Below are 18,840 nucleotides of genomic sequence, written 5' to 3' on the forward strand. Positions count from 1 at the left end.
GGTGGTAGCGCTGAGAGCCTGGCGTCCGTGCGGTTCCCGGGCTTGACCCGGTGCTGAGGGGAGTTTCGTTGGAGGCGTTGCCGGTGACACGAGCACGATGGTGGTCGGGAATCGCGCGCCGGCGGCGTGGGACGGTTGCCGGTGGCCGCGCGGTCCGCTACGCGACGTGGGGCGGCGCCCTCCTGTTGTGGTTGCTGGCCAGCTGGTCGTTCGCGGACGCGCTGCAGGCGGCGGGCGGGGCCTGGTCCACGTGGCCGGCCCGGTTCGGCCTCGCCGTGCTGCTCGCCGCCGGGCAGTCCGTGCCACTGGTGTGGTGGCGGAGCAGGCCGTTCCCGGCGTGGCTGGTGCTGTTGGTCATGGACGCAGCCGGGCGGCTGTGCGAAGTCGCCGCCGGGCTGCAGGCGGGGCAACTGAGCACGCCAGGGCAGTTCGCCGGTGTCGTCGTCCTTTTCGGCGCCGGCGTGGTGCTCCCGCGGTGGTACGCGGCCGGGCTGGCCGCCGCGACCGTCGCGTTCCTGCTGCTGACCCAGCCGGCGCCGCACGTTGGCGTGGTACTTTTCGTCACCGTCACCGCGACCCTGCTCGGCATGTCGACCGCCGCGCGGTACCGTGCGGAGCGCGATCTCGAACGCCACCGTTTGGCGCAGTCGCAGCTGGCCGAACGGAGCCGGATCGCCCGTGAACTGCACGACGTGGTGGCCCACCACATGTCCGTTGTCGCCGTACAGGCCGAGACCGCGCGGTTCCGGCTGCCGGACACAACGCGAGCGCAGGCCGAGGAGTTCGCGTCGATCGCCGCGACCTCACGCCGGGCACTGGACGAGATGAGGCGGTTGCTCGGAGCGTTGCGGGCCGAGGGCGAGCCGGAACATACGCCCCAGCCGACCGTGCACGATCTGCCGGAGCTTGTCGCGTCAGTGCGGCGGGCCGGCTCCCCGGTGCGGGCCGAGCTCGATGAGCGCCTGGTGGACCTGCCGGCCGTGCCCGCGCTCGCGGTGTACCGCATCGTGCAGGAGGCTCTGAGCAACGCGGTGAAACACGCCCCGCGGCGCACGGTCGACCTCGGCGTGACCGTCATCGACGGCGTGGTCCGGATCGTGGTCAGCAACCCCGCTCCCGAGGCGGCCGGCCCGGTACGGTCCGGCGGTCTCGGCATACCCGGCATGAGGGAGCGCGCCGAACTGCTCGGCGGCTGCCTGTATGCGGGCCCGGGGTCCGGCAACTTCGTGGTTCGGGCCGAGATTCCGTTGCCGGGCGGTGACCGATGATCCGTGTCGTGATCGTGGACGATCAGGCGATGGTGCGGGAGGGTTTCGGCGCGCTGCTGGGTAGCCAGCCGGACATGAAGGTGGTGGGTACCGCGGGCGACGGGCGGCATGCCGTGGCGCTGTGCCGTCGGCAGCGACCGGATGTCGTCCTGATGGACGTGCGCATGCCAGTGCTGGACGGCCTCGCGGCCACGCGCGAGCTGCTCGCCGCCGGGGAGCCGTGGCACCCGAAGGTGCTCATGCTCACCACGTTCGACATCGACGAATATGTCTTCGAGGCACTGCAAGCGGGTGCGAGCGGATTCCTCCTCAAGGACGCCACCGCGGAGGACCTGGTGGCCGGCGTCCGAACTGTGGCCAGCGGACAGGCACTGCTGGCCCCGACCGTGACCCGCCGTCTGATTGAGCGGTTCGTCGCGCAGAACCCGGTCAGGCCGGCGAACGACAGCCTGCTGACCACCCTGACAGCGCGGGAGACCGAAGTGCTGCGCCTTGTCGCGAGGGGGCTGTCCAACGCCGAGGTCGCCGCCGAGCTCAGCCTCGCCGAGGAGACGGTGAAGACCCACGTCGGGCGCATCCTCGGCAAGCTCGGCCTGCGCGACCGGGTGCAGGCGGTGGTGTTCGCCTACGAGACCGGGGTGACCATCCCGGGCCGCCCCTCAGCCCGGGGTGACCGGTGATCCGAACCAGCGTGCCGCCATCCTGGCGAATCCCTCCCGCGGCTCGCCCACAGCCGACGCCCACGCCACGTACCCGTCCGGCCTGACCAGCATCGCCGCCAGCCCGTCGAACCCATCGCCCTCGGGGGTCGGCGCCGTCACGATCCGCAGGCGGTCCGACCACCCGCTCGCCGCGTGCCGTACTTCCGGATCGTCGGCCAGGTCGATCAACACGCCCCTGCCGTCGCCGAACAACCTGTTCACCCGGACCTCGCCGGCTGGCGTCGCCAGCCGAAGATCCGGTGCGGCGCGGCCCGCCAACGGATGGCCGCAGTCGGTGGGGTAGCGCAGGTCGATCATCGAGTACATCGCGTGCAGCCGCCGCTTGACCTCTGGCAACCGCATCAGCTCACCGAAGAACAGGTCGAACACGGGCGTGTTGCGCTCGGCAGGATCCAGGATCGCCACCGCGGCCCGGGAGTTGTGCAGAGCGCGCGCCGCGACGGAGCGGCGCTCACCGTGGTAGGTGTCCAGCAGGCTGTCCGGCGCGCGGCCCTTGACCGCCAGTGCGAGCTTCCAGCCCAGGTTGACGGCGTCCTGCAGGCCAAGGTTGAGGCCCTGGCCGCCGAACGGCGGATGCACGTGTGCCGCGTCACCGGCGAGCAGGACCCGGCCGAGCCGGTAGTGGTCGGCCAGCCTGCAGTTGTCCGTGAACCGCGTCAGCGACTCCGGCTCGGACAGGGTCACATCGAGCCCGCTGGTCCTGCGCAGGCTGGCCTGCACCTCGGCCAGAGTGACCGGTGCCGCGCGGTCCACCGGAGCGGCGTCGAACTCGATCGTCACGACCCGGCTCGGTGCGAGCGCGTACGCGACGACACCGTTGCCGGTGCGGCGCCACTGCCGGCCTAGCGCGTCCGGATCGTCTACCGTGACCACTGCCTGGTAGCCGACGACGCCGGTGTCGCCGCCGGGGAAACCAATGTGGGCGGACTTGCGCACCACGCTCCGGCCCCCGTCGCAGCCCACCACGTAGGCCGCTTGGACGACGTGCGTTTGCCCTGACGGGCCCCGCGCGATCACGTCGACCCCGGAGGAGCCCTGCCGGATACCGGTGACCTCATGGCGGCGCCGGACCTCCGCGCCGTCGCGTACCGCTCGGTCGTGCAGGACGCGTTCCAGCACACCGGGCTTGATCGGCAGTATCTCCGGTGCCTCGCCGTCAGGTCCCCGCCCGGTCATCATGCGGGAGTCGACGACGCCTGACAGGGCGTGGATCAGCTCGTCCAGCAGGTCCCTGCGGTCCAGCGCCTCGATCGTGCGAGCCGTGATGCCGGGTGCCCGCAGCCGGGTGTCGAAGTCCTCCTGGCGTTCCAGCACGACCACGTCGAGCCGTGCGAGCGCCAGCTCGCAGGCGAGCATCAAGCCGACCGGGCCACCGCCCACGATAGCGACGTCGTGCTGACGAGGCTCGGTCACGGCGCCCGCCTTTCCGCGGCGGGCCGGTGCAGCTCCCGGTGCGCGCTGTCGAGCAGATCGACCAAGGTGGCATGGTAGCAACCGGCGAAGGTAGCGGTGGTGACCGACGAGTCGCGGGGCACGCCGCCGTCGATCCGGTTTGCCTGGACGTCGTCACCGGCCGGGTCAAGGCGGGGAGGGAGCACGCCGCCCAACGCGCGAAGCGCGATGGAAGCCTCGATCAGTCGGTCCCAGTTCCGGTGGGCGCGCGAGTGTTGTGCCACGCGATTCACGATGGCCCGGATCGCCACCAGCTCGCCCGCGTCGAGGCCCGGCCGCCTGCCGCCGAGGTCGGTGACGTAGATGATGGCGTGGGTGATCCGGTACGCCTCGGTCGAGAGGCACTCGCCGAGCCGTGGGTTCGCCAGCAGCTGCCTGCGGCAGAACGAGTCCCAGTCGGGTTCCTGCCGGACGAAGCCACCCTTCCAGAGGGAGTGGATCTGGCCGACCGAGGTCGGGCGGCACCCGGCCAGCCACAGCTCGCGCATCACGTGCTCGCACGCCGGATCTCGGAAGCCGGACGCCCGCAGCCACGCGTAGGGCTGCATCCGGTACAGGCCGTCCTCGTGCTCGGCCAGCGCCAGGCCGAGCAGCCGCTCGTCGGTGCATTGGGCGTGGAGGAAGTCCCGCCATCGCTCGAGCTGCGGCAGCCGCGTTCCGATGTGTCGCTGCCAGTCGACCAGGTAGGCGTACACCATTGCCAGCTCGCCGAGCGGTTTGAGGCGGGACCGGTGCCCTGACGACGGCACGAAGTGCCGCAGCCGTTCGGTGATCCACGCCGTGCTTTGCGCTATTCGGGCGTCAGCCATCGGCACCGCCCGCTGAGCGCAGCAGCTCCTGTGCGAGCAACGTGCCGATGACCCGCTGCCGCGTCGCCGGGTCGACGACGTCGCCTTCCAGTCGCGTGACGCCGTCGTAGGGGCCGCAGGCCGCGCTGCCGTGCAGGGCGGTTCGGAGCGCCGCCGACGCCTCCTGGGAGAGCCGGTAGAGCCGCAGGTTCCGTTTGTCCAGCAGGACCCCGCAGAACGGAAGTTCGGTGAAGACCACGTGCTCGGCGAGCCGGACCGCGTGCGCCATCAGGACAGCCCTTCCAGCCATTGTTCGACGATGCACAACCGGGCGATCTCCTCGCCGTTGCGGTGCGCCCGGCCGCGGCTGAGCCCCGCGACGAAGTCTCGGCTCAGCACGCCGAGCCGGCACAGGTGCGAGTTCTCGCCGAGCAGTGCCCGGCAGGTCTCGAAGTTCTGGTTGACATACACAGCGGAGATCGCGTCGATCCTCGCCTGCTGCATCCGGCGTGCGCCGACGCCGGGGTAGGCCAGCCGCAGCGCGAACTTGTCGACCGTCATGCCGTGGCCGAAGCCCACGCGGTGGCGGCTGGGCAGGGCGAGGGCGTACTCGATGACGTCCCTGTCGGCGTAGGGAGTGGTGAAGAACCTGTGCTTGGGCAGGCAGTGGTTGAGCCAGGCGGCCTGCAGGTTGGGCGTGTTGAAGGCCTCGGCGAGCAGGAACAACGACGTGATACCGCGGGGCAGCTTGCGCCTCCCGCCGAACCGCCGCACCGCGGCGCGGACGCTGTCGCCTGCCCGGTCCGCCGCCGCGCGCAGGGCTGCGGTGACCGTCTGGCCCGCTTCGGGAGTGAACCCAACCGGGTGCACGATCACGTCCCGGCTGGGCAGCGCGACCGTCGGGTCTCCCGTGGCGAGCCGGTAAAGGTGCCGAAGGACGCTGCCCGAGTCGAACGCCGCGCCGGCGGCGTTGCGCAGCCCTTGCCACACCGGCTCGCCCGCGACCGTCGGGTCGAGCAGCCGCGGGCCCGCGATCTCGAACAGGCCGCGCTGCAGGTCGTGCGCGAGAAGCTGGTCGGCGAGGAGGCCGGACAGCACGAAGGTCGCTCCGTTCGTCTCGGCCTGCTCGACTGCCGCGGACACCCCGTGCGTGGGCACGTGGGTCTGCGGCAGCCCCCCGTTGTCGGTCACGTGCAGGTAGTCCCCGCCCGGCCGGGTGTGTTTCGTCATCTCGTACGGCACCCAGGACAGCCCAGAGTCCACGGCAATGCGCTCGGCCGCGCGCCGGTCGGCCTCGTAGCCGGGGAACGACTCCATCGTGTAGTGCACGGCCGCGCCCTTGCCCGGCTGCCTCCCCACTTCTCCTGCGACGGCGGCGGAGTCGATTCCGCCGCTGAGCGAGACCACCGCCGCCGGCTGCTCGGCCAGCATCCGGTCGCACGCCCTGCCCAGCCGCTCGCGCAGGCCGCGCGCGGCATCGGCGACCGTGCGGGGGAGGTGCTCGACGGGGGCGAACTCGTCGAACCGGGTGATCCTCGGCTCATGCCCGGCGGCCAGCGTGAGGCATTCTCCGGCGGGGAGCCTGTGGACATCGGTGAACCACGACCGGTCGTGCGGGAATCCGCGCTCGGCGACGATCATCGGCAGGAGTTCGACGTTGACATCGCCGAGCCTCGGTTGGCCACCCGGCAGCAGGTGGGCCGGATCCGATGCCCAGGCGAAACGGTCCCGGCCGGCGCGCCAGAACAGCGGGATCAGCGCGTTCACGGAGCGGTACAACCGCAGTTCGCGGTCATCGCCGCGCAGGTGGGCGAGCACGAAGTCACCGCGCAGCCGGCGAACCGCCCTGTCACCGTGCTCGTCGAGCAGCTCCTGCACGGCGAGCAGCGTCGAACCGCGCCGCTTGGCCAGCCCGTGGGGCAGGCTGCCGTCATCGAGCCATCCGGTCAGCAGGAGCCGGTCGGCGGCTCGTGCGTCCCCGGCGGGGTCGTCGACCGGCCCCTGGTGCAGCCGGCCGCGCGGAGAGTCGTCGTCCCATACTGGCACGGCCTCGCCGGTGCCGAGGTGGGCTCCGGCGTTGGGGTCGTAGGGCATCGGCACGATCCCCGACATGCCGAACGCGGTCGTCACCACGGCTCCTCCTCGGGATACCGGTGCAGTTCGACGTAGCCGAGTGGCCTTTCTCCCGGTCGGCCGACCAGTGGCAGCGAGCCGAGCGCGGGCCACGCGTGCAGTTCCTCACCACCCGAGGCGATCTCGATGACCGGGTAGCCGATCACGACGTCGGCCGGGAAACCGACGCGGCGCAGGCCGGCGCAGACCCCGAGGGACTCGTGCAGGCACAGGTGCTGCCCACCGAGCGTACGGGCCAGTCCCAGCAGACGCCATGCCGCGTCCCGCGCGCAGAACACCGCGGCCTCGGTGTTCCGGTGCCGGTCGGGTCTGTCCGTGTTGACCGGGGGAATCAGCGGCAACGCGGTGGTGAGGCCGCCGTTGCGGAACGCCCGCCCCACGCGCAGGTACGCCGCCGTCGCGGCGACGAGTTCCCTGCCGCGCACCGGCATCGACGGGGGCACCGGAGTGTCACCGAGCATCAGGTGGCGCAGCTGCCCCAGTAGCTCACGCCTGCTCTCGGTTCTCGTCAACATCTGCTACCTCGGAGCCTGTCGGTACTCGTGAGTGGTAAGACGAGTGAGGACTCGCCTTACCACTCACGAGTTGCGTCTGACCGATTGACCGGTTTTCGGTTACCGGCCTGTTGTCACGGGGTCCAGTCGCCGTCGATGAAGTCGTCCGTCGGGCCGGTCCAGCCCATCGTGACCTCCTCGACCATGCCCACGAACTCGACCTCGACCTCGGTGTTCGGGGTGTTCTCCTGCATTTCGGCACCTCCTTTTGGGGATCCGGTTGAGGCTTTCGGCATTCGGGCGCCCGAAACCGACGGTGGCCGAAAGCGCGAAGCCGGGACAGTCGGGATATTCATTTCGGTGAAATCGACGCGGTGAGGTCCCCGAAGTGTTTTCCCTGCGGGGAAAATACCTACAGCCGGATCGCGCCCGTCTCGCTAACGTGGCATCGAGTCGATTACTCCAACGGCTGCGGGGAGCGGACCATGCCAATCAACGACGGTCATCTCGACCAGCTGCGGGAAGATGGGTACACGCTGGTCACCGAGTTCCTGGACGGCGAGTGGCTGCGGCACTGCCGGTCCGAGGTCGCCAGATACTTCCCGGACAGCGAGGAGTTCGCTGCGGCTCCCGAGCGTTACCGCGGGCTGCGCAAGTCGGCCGGGTTCCCCTATGAGGGCGACACGCTCAACCACGTTTCCACGCATCCGGACCTGATCGCCTTCGTCGAGCAGGTACTCGGCTGTTCAGACGTGCGCCTTGGCGACTCGATCCTCCAGGCCAAGTACGGGCCGGAGCTCAGTCCGGGCAACGATCAGCGCCTGCACAACGACGCGTGGGGACGCAACTGCCTCGTGTATCCCGGCACGGAAGCAGCGTTCCACCGTGTCTTCGCCATCGTGTACTACACCGACGTGACGGCTGAGGCCGGTCCGACGTACGTCGTGCCCAAGAAGTACACAGAGGACATACCGTTGCTGGACGAGACCGGCAATTCCGCGTACGGCCAGCGCGAGTTCCCGGAGCTGTACGAGCGGGAGGAGCCCGTTCTCGCCCCAGCCGGTTCGGTGCTGCTGTTCACCGGCCACACCGTGCACCGGGGCTCGGGTGTCACCGAACCGGTCGGCCACCGGTTCGCGCACTTCCTGAACTTCCATGCGGCCGAGTCGATCTGGCTCGACAAGCAGAGCTGGGCGGGATCCCCGGCATCGCCAACGGGACCAGCGCTGCGCCGGTTCATCGAGTCAGCCACCCCGCAACAGCGGCAACTGCTTGGCTTTCCCGCACCGGGTTCCCCGTACTGGAACGAGCGGACACTGGCTGGGGTCGCCCGGCTGTATCCGGGAATGGACATGGTGCCCTACGAGACCGTCCACGTGCCGGTGATGTGATCGGGTCGCGTTCCGGAACAGGCACCGAGCGACTGCTGGCCGACGTGAGGATCCGGCATGACCGAACTGATGATCGAGGCGGACCGGCTCACCCGGGTGTTCGGCGACGTCACGGCGCTCGACACGGTCACCTTAACGGCGCCGCGCGGTGCCGTGCTGGGGCTGCTCGGCCACAACGGGGCAGGCAAGACCACATTGGTCAACGTCCTGACCACGCAGGTGCCGCCGTCGTCCGGCACGGCTCGCGTTGCCGGGCTGGACGTGAGGCAGGGTGACCAGATCCGCGCGTTGATCGGACTGGCCGGGCAGTTCGCTGCGGTGGACGGCCAGCTGTCCGGCCTGGACAATTTGATTACGGTCGCCCGGCTGCTCGGCGCCGGTCGGCGTGCCGCTTACGCGCGTGCCGCCGAGCTGCTCGACTTGTTCGGCCTCGCCGGGGCGGCCCGGCGGCCGGCGCGCACGTACTCCGGCGGCATGCGCCGCCGCCTCGACCTCGCGATGAGCCTCGTCGGTCACCCCGAGGTGATCTTTCTGGACGAGCCGACGGCAGGGCTGGACCCGGAGAGCCGGCTGGTGCTGTGGCGGATCGTCGGGCGGCTGGCGCGGGACGGCATCACTGTCCTGCTCACCACGCAGTACATCGAGGAGGCGGACCGGCTTGCCGACGCCATCGTCGTGCTGAGTGGTGGGCGGGTCGTCGCGTCAGGAACTCCAGCCGAGTTGAAGGCACAGGTTGGTACCAGCTCGGTGCGCGTGACACCGGTCTGGCCGCACGGCCCCGCCAGGGTCCTGGACTGCTTGTCCGAAGCCGGTTTCCGGGCCTTCGCCGGACCCGGTGCCCGTTCGGTCAGCACGCCGGTCGCCGAGCCCGGCCTTGTCGCGTCAGTCGTGCGCGCCCTCGATGCTGCGGGGATCGGAGTGTCCGAGCTGAACGTCACCGAACCGACCCTCAACGACGTGTACCTCAACCTGATCAAGCCGGAGCCGGTCCGATGACCACCGTGTCACCCGCCCGCTTGGCCCGCCGATCCGGCCCGGTATGGCATGGAGCGCCTGCCCACAGACAGGTCAGTGTCCTTATCGGTCGATCGCTCCGGACCTATGTGGCTGACCGGAGGCTGCTGGTGCTGAACCTGTGTCAGCCGGTGGTCCTTCTGCTGTTGTTCTCCCAGGTGTTCGGCGCGATCGCCAACCCGGAGCTGCTTCCGCCGGGAACGGCGTATGTGGACTACCTTCTTCCGGCGTTGCTGGTGACGACGGTGATGGGACCCGCGACCAACTCGGGCGTCGGGTTGGTCCGGGACATGACGGGTGGCTTTCTGACGCGGCTGCGTTCGATGCCGGTCGACCCGTGCTGGATCCTTCTCGCCCGCAGCGTCTCGGATGTCGCGAGAGTCGTCGCCCAGTTGATCGTCCTCGTGATCGCGGGGGTGGTGCTCTTCGGCTTCGTGCCGGCGGGCGGCCCGCTCGGCATGCTCGCGGCCCTTGCCGTGGCTGTCCTGGTCGCCTGGACACTGACCTGGATCTTCCTCGCTCTCGGGTCCTGGCTGCGCGATGTCGAGATGATGCAGAGCATTGGCGTCATCTCGGTGTTTCCGTTGATGTTCGCCTCCAGCGCCTTCGTGCCGGTGCACGCGTTCCCCGGCTGGTTGCAGGTCGTGGCCATGGCGAATCCGATGAGCCACGCGATGAGGGCCACCAGGGAACTCGCACTCGGCTGGTCGACAGGGCATACGCTCCCGGCGGTGGCGACCTGTGTCGGGTTCCTGGCGCTGGGGATGTTCTGCGCTGTCCGCGGCTTCCGGCGACCGATCGTCGGGTAGTCGACGGAGAATCTGAAGGGGTGGCCCATGAAACCACTGCGCATCGTGTTCCTCAGCGGGTCGCTCGGCGTGAACGCCCGCGCCGACCGGCTCAGCCAGTGGTGTGCGCGCAGGGCCGCCGCTTGCGGTGCGGGTACCACTGTCTTCCGTGGTGAGGACCTGGAGTTCCCCATGTACCGGCCTGATCGGCCGGAGCGAACCGAGCGCCAGCGGCTGTTCGTCGAGGCTCTCGCGGGCGCCGACGGCGTCGTGACGATCTCCCCCTCGTACCACGGTACACCGTCCGGCCTGCTGAAGAACGCCCTTGACTACCTGAACGACCTCGGCGACGACCCCCGTCCGTTCCTGGACGGGAGGGCGATCGGCTGCGTCGCGATCGCGGGCGGCGAGCAGGGGGCGGTCTCGACACTGAACACGTTGCGCGCCATCGGCCACGCGATGCGGGCGTGGCCGGTGCCCCTCGGGGTCACGTTGTCCGGCGAACGCGCGAACCTCGCCGCCGACGGCGCCCCGCTCGACCCGGCCGCCGCCCATCACCTGGAGATCATGCTCGGGCAGGTGCTCGCGCTCGCGACGACGGCGACGTTCCGCGATCGTGCTGCCACTGCCCCGGCCTGAGTGGCGTTCCCGAGATGGGGGGGCGCCCGGCGTGCGTGTGATAACCCGATGAATCAAGAGGAAGGGGACCCGATGATCGGCAACAACTCGGCGTTCGATGCGCTGGTGAGTTCACTGGGCGAACCCGAGGCGACCGCGCTGCGCGCCTGGCTGCGGGGGCGAGCCGGCGATCAGGACGGTGGCTGGGATCCGCTGACCTTCCTGCGCGACCGCGAGCGAACCTCCAGGCCGTTGGCGCGCCCGGTCGACGATGACCCCAACGCGATCCGGCGAATCGGTGTCATCGGTGGCGGCACCGCCGGCTACCTGACCGCGTTGGCCTTGAAGGCGAGGAGGCCGTGGCTGGACGTGACGGTCGTGGAGTCGTCATCGATCCCGGTGATCGGCGTTGGCGAGTCGACTGTGCAGTCGATCGTGCCTTTCCTGCACCACTATGTGGGGATCGACCCGGTCGAGCTGTACCGGAGGGTGCAGCCGACATGGAAGCTGGGCATCAGGTTCGACTGGGGACCGGACCCTGCCGGGTTCATGGCCCCGTTCGACTGGAGCGCCAACTCCGTCGGCATGCTGGGCTCGTTGGCTACGCAGGGAAACATCAACGCGTTCACCCTGCAGTCCTTGCTGATGGCGGCCGACCGAACCCCGGTGTACCGCGTGGATGATCGGCTCGTGTCACTCATGCCGTACCTGCCGTTCTCCTACCACTTGGACAACCAGCCGCTCGTCGCGTTCCTCACCGACCTCGCCCGCGGCCGTGGGATCGGATATGTCGACGCGAAGATCGCGGACGTGGTGCTCCGCGGCGACGAGTGGGTCGATCACCTGAGGGCGGACGACGGGCGACGGCTCGACTTCGACTTCTACGTGGACTGCACGGGATTCCGGTCGATGCTGCTGGGCACGGCGATGCGGACCCCGTTTCACAGCTACGCCGACAGCCTCGTCAACGATTCGGCAGTGATCGGGAACGTCGGGCACGGTGGGCTGCTGAAGCCGTACACCACGGCGAGTACGATGAACGCCGGCTGGTGCTGGACCATCCCGACCGTGCCGAGCGACCACCTCGGGTATGTGTACTGCTCCGCCGCGATCTCGGACGAGCGGGCCGCGGAGGAGCTGGCGGGCAGGTTCCCGGGCGTGACGGCGCCGGAGTTCGTCCGCTTCCGCACCGGAAGGCACGCCCGCGCCTGGCGCGGCAACGTGATGGCGATCGGCAACTCCTACGCGTTCGTCGAACCCCTGCAGTCCAGCAGTCTGCTGATGATCACGTTGATGGTCATGATGCTGACCCAGACGCTCCCGGCGTCCTGGGACGACGCGGGTACGCGCACCGCCTTCAACATGTCGATCGCCAAGAAATGGGACGCCTTGCGTTGGTTCATCGCGGTGCACTACCGGTACAACACCCGGCTCGACACACCGTACTGGCGGGATGCCCGCGCGAACGTGGAGGTGTCGGGTATCGAGCCGCTGGTGGAGGCCTATGTCGAGGGGGCGCCGCTACAGCTGCGGGACGCGTACACGCGTGGCGCGGTGCGCGCCGCCGTCCGCACCTTCTACGACCTGCAGGCGTACGACTGTGTGCTGGCCGGGCAGAAACTTCCCGCGAGGATGATGCCGATGGCCGAGGACGTCGAGACGTGGCGGGAACGCAAGCGGGCAGCGGACAGCCTCGTCACACGAGCATTGCCCCAGCACGAGGCGTTGGCGGCGTACCACGAGCATCCAAGCCTGCACAAGGAACTGATCGACGGCGCCGACAGCTGGACGGGCCCGCGGCAGCCGATCAGGCTGGTGTGACGGTCAACGCCACCTCGGGCGACGGGTGGGCGAGTTCCTATCCGCCTTGCCACACCACGCCCCGTGCGTCACGCCACCCCGGCGCTGTGGTTCGGCGGCCGTCCAGAAAGCTGTGTCTGTGTGCGGTCAAGGACTGCTACTCCAACAAGATCGTCGGATACTCCGTCACCTCGCACATGCGGGCCTCACTCGGCGTCAGCGCGCTGCGCAACGCGATCGCGCTGCGCGACCCGCGCGGTGTCGCGCTCGCGTGCGGCCTCCCGCACCGGCTTGCCCGCTCGGACCAGGGAAACCGCGCGAGCGCGGAACTCGGGAGGACAAGCCTTCGGCATGATCGACAGCCTTCCAGGCGACAAGCCATCGACTCCACAGACCCGAGTCCGCCATCAGGGGATAACGCCAGCTGGAAAGCGAACCATCCGTCGTGCTGGCTCCGTCAGCGCGGTTTGCTCGCATTGACGCTCGCGACTCCCAGTACGTTCAGAAAGGCCAGAGCGTCGGCACCTTGGGATCCTGGCCGCGCGCTGTAGAGCACGAGGCGCTGGTCGCGATCGGTGAGCGTGAGCGAGTCACAGTCGACGGTGATCTCCCCGACGACCGGGTGACGGAACGTCTTCGTGAGCGTCGGCGCAGCCTGCACGTCGTGCCGCTGCCAAAGCCGGGCGAATGCCGGACTGGCGCCGCGGAGCTCGTCGACGAGGCCGGTCACCGCGGGATCAGACGGGTACCGGGCGAGGGTGGACCGGAGCTCCATGACGACGTGGCGCCCGAACTCTGCGGCGTCGGAGATCCCGTACAGCGTCGCACCGGCGCGCGCCGACCCGAGGAATGCCCGGCGCGCGAGGTTACGGTCCTCCGGGGCGAGTTCGGCAAAGTCCTCCATGAGCGCGGCCGCGAGGTTGTTCCATGCGAGCACCTCGAAGGAGGCGGATATCACGACAGCGGCCGTCTGCGGCAGCCGCTCGAGGAGCGCAAGGATGCTCGGGCGGACGTCGCGCCGGTGCAGTCCGGCGCGGCTCGGCGCAGTGCCCGCGAGGACGTGGAGGTGGTCGGATTCGGCGTCGGTGAGCCTCAGCGCGTCGGCGATCCCCGCGAGGACTTCGGCCGACGGGCGCGGCGCCCTGCCCTGCTCAAGCCGGACGTAATACTCCGTGGAGATGTGCGCGAGGACCGCGACCTCCTCGCGGCGAAGACCCGGTGTCCGGCGTCGCGAACCCGAGGGGAGGCCGACGTCCTCCGGCTGTAGCCGCCCACGACGGCTACGGAGGAACGCCCCCAGTTCCTGCTTGTCCATACCTCAAGTCTGCACGCTGCGCGCCGACAGATCCTGGTACTGCCTGTGCCTGTATCCGGCCTGAAGGCTGGCCCGATGCTGTCGTCATGACGAGCAACATCGACAGAGCACCCATCGGCCTGCTCACCGGCAAGGTTGTGTTCATCACCGGCGCCAGCCATGGCATCGGAGAGGCAGCAGCCCGGCTCTTCGCCGCCGAAGGGGCCGCCGTCGTGCTCGCCGCCCGCAGCACCGACGCCCTCCAACGGATCGTCACCAAGATTCGTGCCGACGGCGGCATCGCCGACGCCGTACCCCTGGACCTCGCCGACGGTGCGAGCATCCGCGCGGCGCTCAACCGCGTCGAGGAGCTGCACGGACGGCTCGACGGTGCCTTCAACAACGGCGCGGCGATCCAGCAGCCCGGCCCGCTCGACACAACGAGCGATGAGGACATCGACGAGCAGTTCGCGGTGAACTTCCGCTCGCACTGGACCGCCATGACCGCCGAGGCCACGCTCATGCGCCGGAACGGTGCCGGGGCGATCGTCAACACCTCGAGCATCGGCAGTCGCCGCGCGAATCCGGAGCTTCCCGCATACGGCGCGATGAAGCGCGCACTCAACAGCATCACCGAGACTGCGGCCGTGACCTGGGGGCAGCAGGGAATCCGCGTGAACGGCATCACCCCCGGAGGCACCGCGACGGCGATGATCGAGGCATGAGAGGCGGAATCGCCAGGCGTCATCGAGCGCATCAACGCGGGCATCCCGCTCGGCCGGATGGCCGAACCTCGCGAGGTCGCCCAGGTAGCCGCATGGCTGCTCAGTGACCGAGCCTCGATGGTGACTGGCGCGATCGTGCCGGTGGACGGTGGCGCCGGCGCCTGAAAGGAACACACCGGGGCCCACTCAGAAAGCTGTTGGCGGCACCTCACCACAGCACAAGGTCGCTGATGCGGCGCTGGTGTCCTGCGTCTCGTGTCAGCGGCTACCACCGTGTCGATCGTGGTGAGACCACTTCAAGGAGAGCCACCGGGTACGCGTCTTGGCGACGCCGGCCGATGTGGCGGTCTGACCGCGCTGCGGTCAGCCGCAAGTACTCCCAATGTTATGGACATGTCGTTCATTTCACTGTAGCGTTGGAAATGTACTCGACGTTTATATCTAGGCTGAGGGGTAGGAGATGAGAAGCGACGAGCCTATGGGCGGCTTCGCGGACGATGCGCTCGTCCCCGCCGACGGAGAGCACGGGGCTGAGGCATTCATGCCTACTCGGCGGACGGTGCTGGTCTCGGCCGGCGCGGCGGCGGCAGTCACGGTGGCGGCTGGGAAGGGCGCCGGAGGGGCAGCATGGGCGAGCGCAGCCGGTGACACTCGCGTGCGCACCGTCGGGGCAGGGGAATCGGTTGAGGTCGCCTTGTCGGTCAACGGGCAGCGGCGCACGGTGACCGTCGAGCCGAGAGTCACGCTGCTCGACGCGCTGCGGGAACGGCTGGGTCTGACCGGCACCAAGAAGGGCTGTGACCGGGGCGAGTGCGGCGCGTGCACGGTGCTGGTCGGTGGTGAGCGGATCAAGTCCTGCTTGACCTTGGCGGTGATGCGGCAGGGGGCCGAGGTCACCACCGTGGAAGGGCTGGCCTCCGGCGACGAGCTGCACCCGGTGCAGGAGGCATTCATCCGGCACGATGCGTTCCAGTGCGGTGGCTGCACGCCTGGCCAGATCATGTCCGCCGTGGCCTGCATCGACGAGGGACACACGGGCTCCGACGCGGAGATCCGCGAGTGGATGAGCGGGAATCTCTGCCGGTGTGCGGCGTATCAGAACATCGTTGCCGCCGTGCAGGACGCGGCCGACGCCGGGAAGAAGGTGCGGCGGTGAGGGCCTTCGGCTACACGATCGCGGGCAGTCCGGCCGAGGCGGTGCGCATCGCCGCCCGGATCCCGAACTCGACGTTCGTGGCCGGTGGCACCGACCTGCTGAACCGAATGCGCGACGGCGCGGAGTCGCACGAGCACCTGGTGGACGTCAACGGTCTCGATCTCGATGACGTCTCCGCCGATTCCGGGACGCTCCACATCGGAGCTCTCGCCCGGATGCGGCAGGTCGCCGAGCATCCCACGGTGCGGCGGGAGTTCCCCGTGGTGGCGGAGGCGCTGCTGGCCTCGGCGTCCCCGCAGGTCCGCAACATGGCCGCGATCGGCGGTAATCTGTTGCAGCGCACCAGGTGCGGGTACTTCCGGGACGCCCACGCGGCATGCAACAAGCGGGTTCCGGGCAGCGGTTGCTCGGCACTGGAGGGGCACAACCGGAGTCACGCGATCCTCGGCGGCAGCGACCACTGCATCGCCACGCACCCCTCGGACCTCGCGGTGGCGCTGACCGCGTTGGATGCCACCGTGCACCTGCTGGGGCCGGACGGCGAGCGGTCGGTTCCCATCTCCGAGTTCTACCTGCTTCCGGGATCCACGCCGGAACGGGAGACGCCGATGCGCCCCGGCGAGCTGATCACGCGTGTGGATGTGCCACGCACATCCGTGACCGCGCGTTCGCGCTACCTGAAGTTGCGGGACCGCGCGACGTTCGAGTTCGCGGTGGTGTCGGTCGCGGCCGCTCTGCGGAACAGGGGCCGCGTCGTACAGGACGTGCGGCTGGCCTTCGGAGGTGTGGGTACCCGGCCCTGGCGGGACACCCGGGTCGAGGCGGCACTGCGCGGACGGCCACTCTCCAGGCACACGATCGCCCGGGCGGGACGCACCCTGGTCCGGGATGCCAAGCCGTACGAGGGAAACGAGTTCAAGGTCGAGTTGGTCCAGCGGGCGCTGGAGAGCGTCCTCGGTGCTCTGGGAGATGTGCGATGACGAGGCTGGTGGGCCGGGGCGTCCCGCGTGTGGACGGCCGCGCGAAGGTCACGGGTGCGGCTCGGTACGCCGCGGACAACGAGATAGCAGGCGTGCTGCACGGGTTCCTGGTGATGAGCACGATCGCCCGCGGCGAGGTCAGAGAGATCGACCCGAGCGCGGCGCTGGCGCATCCCGGGGTCGTCGCGGTCTACACTCACGCCGACATGCGGACGTTGACCGTGCCGGGATTTCCGTACAACCGGACGTTCATTCCCATGCAGGACACCCGGGTGCACTACAGCGGCCAGCCGGTTGCCTACGTCGTGGCCGAGACGCTGGAGCAGGCACAGGAGGCGGCGAACCTGGTGCGGGTCCGTTACCGGGCGGAGCCACCCGTTGCCCGCCTGGCCGATGCGCCGGACGAGCCATTCCTGCCGGAGGGATTCCGGGCCGACCAGCCCACCGAGACCGTCCGGGGGGACGCCGCCACGGCACTCGAACAGGCGGAGGTACGCCTCGAACGGACCTACGGCAGTCCGATGCAGCACCACAACCCGATCGAGCCGCACACCACGACGGCGGTGTGGGACGGCGAAACGGTGACGCTGCACGAGAGCACTCAGGGCGTGGTCTTCACCCGCAACGTCGTGTCAGCCGTGTTCGGCCTGCCGCCGGCTGACGTCCGGGTCGTCTCGCAGTACCTCGGCGGCGGTTTCGGCGCCAAGGGGCCCGTGTACCCGCACACCCTGCTCACCGTGGAGGTGGCACGGCTGGCCCGCAGGCCGGTCAAGCTGGTGCTGTCGAGGGCGCAGATGTACACCTCCAACGGGCATCGCAGCGAGTTCCGCAACCATGTCCGACTCGGTGCCACCCGGCGCGGCACCCTGACCGCCGTGATCGGCACCTCGACGGCGCAGGTGACCCGTACCGACGAGCGGACCTTCAACACCAACGATTCCGCGGTCAACCTGTACGCCTGCCCGAACATCCACGTGCGACAGCTGGGTGTGCGGCTGGACCTGCCGACGTCAGGCTACATGCGCTCGCCCGAGACGACCGCGCACTTCGGGCTGGAGACCGCCATGGACGAGCTCAGCTACGAGATCGGTATCGACCCGGTGCAGCTGCGGATGCGCAACCTCCGTCCCACCGATCCGCAGAACGGCAGGCACACCGCGAGCCGGCACCTGCCGGCGTGCTACCGGATGGCGGCGAACGCGTTCGGCTGGAAGTGGCGCAACCCGCTCCCGGGCACGACCAGGGACGGTGACGAGTACATCGGCTGGGGCATGGCGACCGAGACCCACAGTCACAACGCGATCCGGTCCACTGTGGCACTCACCATCGGTCTGGACGGGCGGGCGACCCTGCGCACCGCCACCCAGGACATCGGCACCGGCACCTACACGGTGCTCACCCAGGTGGCCGCCGATGAGCTCGGTATGCCGCTCGGGCAGGTGACGACGCTGCTCGGGGACACCGCCTTTCCCGACGCATCGCTGTCGGCGGGGTCGTCCACGGTGCCGAGTGTGGTCGGTCCGGTGGCGGACGCGGCACAGGGCGCACGAGACCGGGTCATCGCACTCGCCACCACAGACCCGCGTTCGCCGCTGCACGGCGTGCCCGCCGAAGACGTCGACACCGAAGGCGGTCGGTTGTTCGCCCGCGGCGATCGCCACCGCAGCGACAGCTACCGCGACGTTCTGACCCGCCACGGGCGCCCGGTCGAGACACGAAGCCACGTCGAGAACACGCGCGGGCACTCGTTCGGCGCGGTGTTCGTCGAGGTCCGGGTCCAGCCACGGCTCGGCACGGTGCGCGTGAGCCGGGTGGCGGCCGCCTACGACTTGGGACGCGTACTGAACCACCGCACCGCGCGCGGACAGGTGATCGGCGGCGTCACCTGGGGTATCGGTTTCGCGCTGATGGAACACACGGCCGTGGACCCGAACACGGCGCGCGTCGTCAACCCCAACCTGTCGACATACCTGGTGCCGGTCTCCGCGGACACGCCCTCCGTGGACGTCGCGTTCGTGGACCAGCCGGACTCCGGGAGCAATGCCCTTGGTGCTCGCGGCTTCGGCGAGACCCCCGGAACCGGAGTGCCTGCCGCGATCGGCAATGCGATCTATCACGCCACCGGACGCCGGATCCGGGACGTGCCGTTCACCCAGGACAAGTTGCTGTGATCGCACCATCTCGCCGCGGGCCGGCGGTCGTGGGCATAGCTGAGTT

At 69.5% G+C, this 18,840-nt stretch carries 16 protein-coding genes and 1 pseudogene; 11 read left to right on the top strand and 6 right to left on the bottom strand.

Going from position 1 to position 18,840, the window contains the following annotated elements; translation table 11 throughout:
- Positions 1 to 83: 83 nt before the first annotated feature.
- Together B0I33_RS02590 and B0I33_RS02595 are read left to right on the top strand one after the other, a co-directional pair.
- Positions 84 to 1,268, top strand: a complete 1,185-nt coding sequence (locus B0I33_RS02590) for a sensor histidine kinase (protein ID WP_146147438.1) — start codon at positions 84 to 86, stop codon at positions 1,266 to 1,268.
- The gene (locus B0I33_RS02595) at positions 1,265 to 1,948 is read left to right on the top strand and encodes a response regulator (RefSeq protein ID WP_106176836.1); all 684 of its coding nucleotides are present in this window, start codon (positions 1,265 to 1,267) and stop codon (positions 1,946 to 1,948) included. The genes B0I33_RS02590 and B0I33_RS02595 overlap by 4 nt, the downstream gene beginning before the upstream one ends.
- Here B0I33_RS02595 and B0I33_RS02600 read toward each other — a convergent pair.
- The 5 genes from B0I33_RS02600 to B0I33_RS02620 are packed head-to-tail and all read right to left on the bottom strand — an operon-like array spanning position 1,928 to position 6,878.
- Positions 1,928 to 3,403, bottom strand: a complete 1,476-nt coding sequence (locus B0I33_RS02600; protein WP_146147439.1) for an FAD-dependent oxidoreductase — start codon at positions 3,401 to 3,403, stop codon at positions 1,928 to 1,930. The genes B0I33_RS02595 and B0I33_RS02600 overlap by 21 nt on opposite strands.
- Complete coding sequence (locus B0I33_RS02605; protein ID WP_146147440.1) at positions 3,400 to 4,251, bottom strand: DUF6895 family protein; 852 nt, start codon at positions 4,249 to 4,251, stop codon at positions 3,400 to 3,402. The genes B0I33_RS02600 and B0I33_RS02605 overlap by 4 nt, the downstream gene beginning before the upstream one ends.
- A complete protein-coding gene (adfB, locus tag B0I33_RS02610; protein ID WP_146147441.1) occupies positions 4,244 to 4,540 on the bottom strand; it encodes an actinodefensin-associated protein B in 297 nt (98 codons plus the stop codon). The genes B0I33_RS02605 and adfB overlap by 8 nt, the downstream gene beginning before the upstream one ends.
- Complete coding sequence (locus B0I33_RS02615) at positions 4,519 to 6,360, bottom strand: asparagine synthase-related protein (RefSeq protein ID WP_146147442.1); 1,842 nt, start codon at positions 6,358 to 6,360, stop codon at positions 4,519 to 4,521. The genes adfB and B0I33_RS02615 overlap by 22 nt, the downstream gene beginning before the upstream one ends.
- Entirely contained in the window at positions 6,357 to 6,878 is a 522-nt protein-coding gene (locus B0I33_RS02620) for a lasso peptide biosynthesis protein (protein ID WP_106176841.1), read from the bottom strand. The genes B0I33_RS02615 and B0I33_RS02620 overlap by 4 nt, the downstream gene beginning before the upstream one ends.
- A gap of 464 nt (positions 6,879 to 7,342) precedes the next feature.
- Here B0I33_RS02620 and B0I33_RS02625 point away from each other — a divergent pair, with 464 nt between their 5' ends.
- From B0I33_RS02625 to B0I33_RS02645, 5 genes are read left to right on the top strand one after another with little or no spacing between them, the layout of a single operon-like run.
- A complete protein-coding gene (locus tag B0I33_RS02625; protein ID WP_106176842.1) occupies positions 7,343 to 8,248 on the top strand; it encodes a phytanoyl-CoA dioxygenase family protein in 906 nt (301 codons plus the stop codon).
- 57 nt (positions 8,249 to 8,305) lie between these two features.
- Positions 8,306 to 9,244, top strand: coding sequence for an ABC transporter ATP-binding protein (locus B0I33_RS02630; protein ID WP_106176843.1), 939 nt, complete (start codon positions 8,306 to 8,308; stop codon positions 9,242 to 9,244).
- A complete protein-coding gene (locus tag B0I33_RS02635) occupies positions 9,241 to 10,071 on the top strand; it encodes an ABC transporter permease (protein ID WP_106176844.1) in 831 nt (276 codons plus the stop codon). The genes B0I33_RS02630 and B0I33_RS02635 overlap by 4 nt, the downstream gene beginning before the upstream one ends.
- 27 nt (positions 10,072 to 10,098) lie before the next feature.
- Positions 10,099 to 10,689 (top strand): NADPH-dependent FMN reductase, encoded by a 591-nt coding sequence (locus tag B0I33_RS02640; protein ID WP_106176845.1) that lies wholly within the window; start codon positions 10,099 to 10,101, stop codon positions 10,687 to 10,689.
- Between the two features lie 48 nt (positions 10,690 to 10,737).
- Positions 10,738 to 12,489 (top strand): tryptophan halogenase family protein, encoded by a 1,752-nt coding sequence (locus tag B0I33_RS02645; RefSeq protein ID WP_106176846.1) that lies wholly within the window; start codon positions 10,738 to 10,740, stop codon positions 12,487 to 12,489.
- Positions 12,490 to 12,925: 436 nt separating this feature from the next.
- Here B0I33_RS02645 and B0I33_RS02650 read toward each other — a convergent pair whose 3' ends face one another.
- Complete coding sequence (locus B0I33_RS02650; protein ID WP_106176847.1) at positions 12,926 to 13,783, bottom strand: helix-turn-helix transcriptional regulator; 858 nt, start codon at positions 13,781 to 13,783, stop codon at positions 12,926 to 12,928.
- Positions 13,784 to 13,869: 86 nt separating this feature from the next.
- Between B0I33_RS02650 and B0I33_RS02655 the strand changes: the two are divergent.
- From B0I33_RS02655 to B0I33_RS02670, 4 genes and pseudogenes are all read left to right on the top strand, one after another.
- Positions 13,870 to 14,652 (top strand): annotated as a pseudogene (locus B0I33_RS02655) (SDR family NAD(P)-dependent oxidoreductase).
- 295 nt (positions 14,653 to 14,947) lie between these two features.
- Positions 14,948 to 15,643, top strand: coding sequence for a (2Fe-2S)-binding protein (locus B0I33_RS02660; RefSeq protein WP_425440433.1), 696 nt, complete (start codon positions 14,948 to 14,950; stop codon positions 15,641 to 15,643).
- Positions 15,640 to 16,623 (top strand): FAD binding domain-containing protein, encoded by a 984-nt coding sequence (locus B0I33_RS02665; RefSeq protein ID WP_106176848.1) that lies wholly within the window; start codon positions 15,640 to 15,642, stop codon positions 16,621 to 16,623. The genes B0I33_RS02660 and B0I33_RS02665 overlap by 4 nt, the downstream gene beginning before the upstream one ends.
- Complete coding sequence (locus B0I33_RS02670) at positions 16,620 to 18,794, top strand: xanthine dehydrogenase family protein molybdopterin-binding subunit (protein ID WP_106176849.1); 2,175 nt, start codon at positions 16,620 to 16,622, stop codon at positions 18,792 to 18,794. The genes B0I33_RS02665 and B0I33_RS02670 overlap by 4 nt, the downstream gene beginning before the upstream one ends.
- Positions 18,795 to 18,840: the final 46 nt, after the last annotated feature.

The organism is Prauserella shujinwangii, from assembly GCF_003001955.1.
Classification (GTDB): domain Bacteria; phylum Actinomycetota; class Actinomycetes; order Mycobacteriales; family Pseudonocardiaceae; genus Qaidamihabitans; species Qaidamihabitans shujinwangii.